Source organism: Massilia sp. CT11-108, from assembly GCF_047302915.1.
Taxonomy (GTDB): Bacteria; Pseudomonadota; Gammaproteobacteria; order Burkholderiales; family Burkholderiaceae_D; genus Telluria; species Telluria orientalis.
The window spans coordinates 1-331 of sequence record NZ_JBKYMO010001378.1; the positions used below are offsets into that span (position 1 = coordinate 1).

At 74.6% G+C, this 331-nt stretch carries 1 protein-coding gene; it reads left to right on the top strand.

The features are described from left to right. The coding region (locus ACEN88_RS34885) for a hypothetical protein (protein ID WP_413347000.1) at positions 1-331 on the top strand (331 nt) is incomplete at both ends.

Here is a 331-nt window from a genome sequence, read left to right on the forward strand (position 1 = left end):
GGCGCCGGACCGTCCGGCGCTGGCCGGCGACGGCGCTCACCGTCACGGGCACGGCATCGGCGCCGTCGACGCGCAGGGCCGTCCCGTCCCCGACGCCAACCTGCACGTGACGTTCGACCTGGCCGGCCCGGGCGCCATCATCGGCGTCGGCAACGGCGACCCGAACTCGCACGAGTCCGAGAAGGCGCCCGAGCGCAACCTGTACAACGGCCTCGCCCAGGTGATCGTGCAAAGCCGCCGCGCCGGCCAGGTCGAACGTCACGTGCAGGTTGGCGTCGGGGACGGGACGGCCCTGCGCGTCGACGGCGCTCACCGTCACGGGCACGGCATC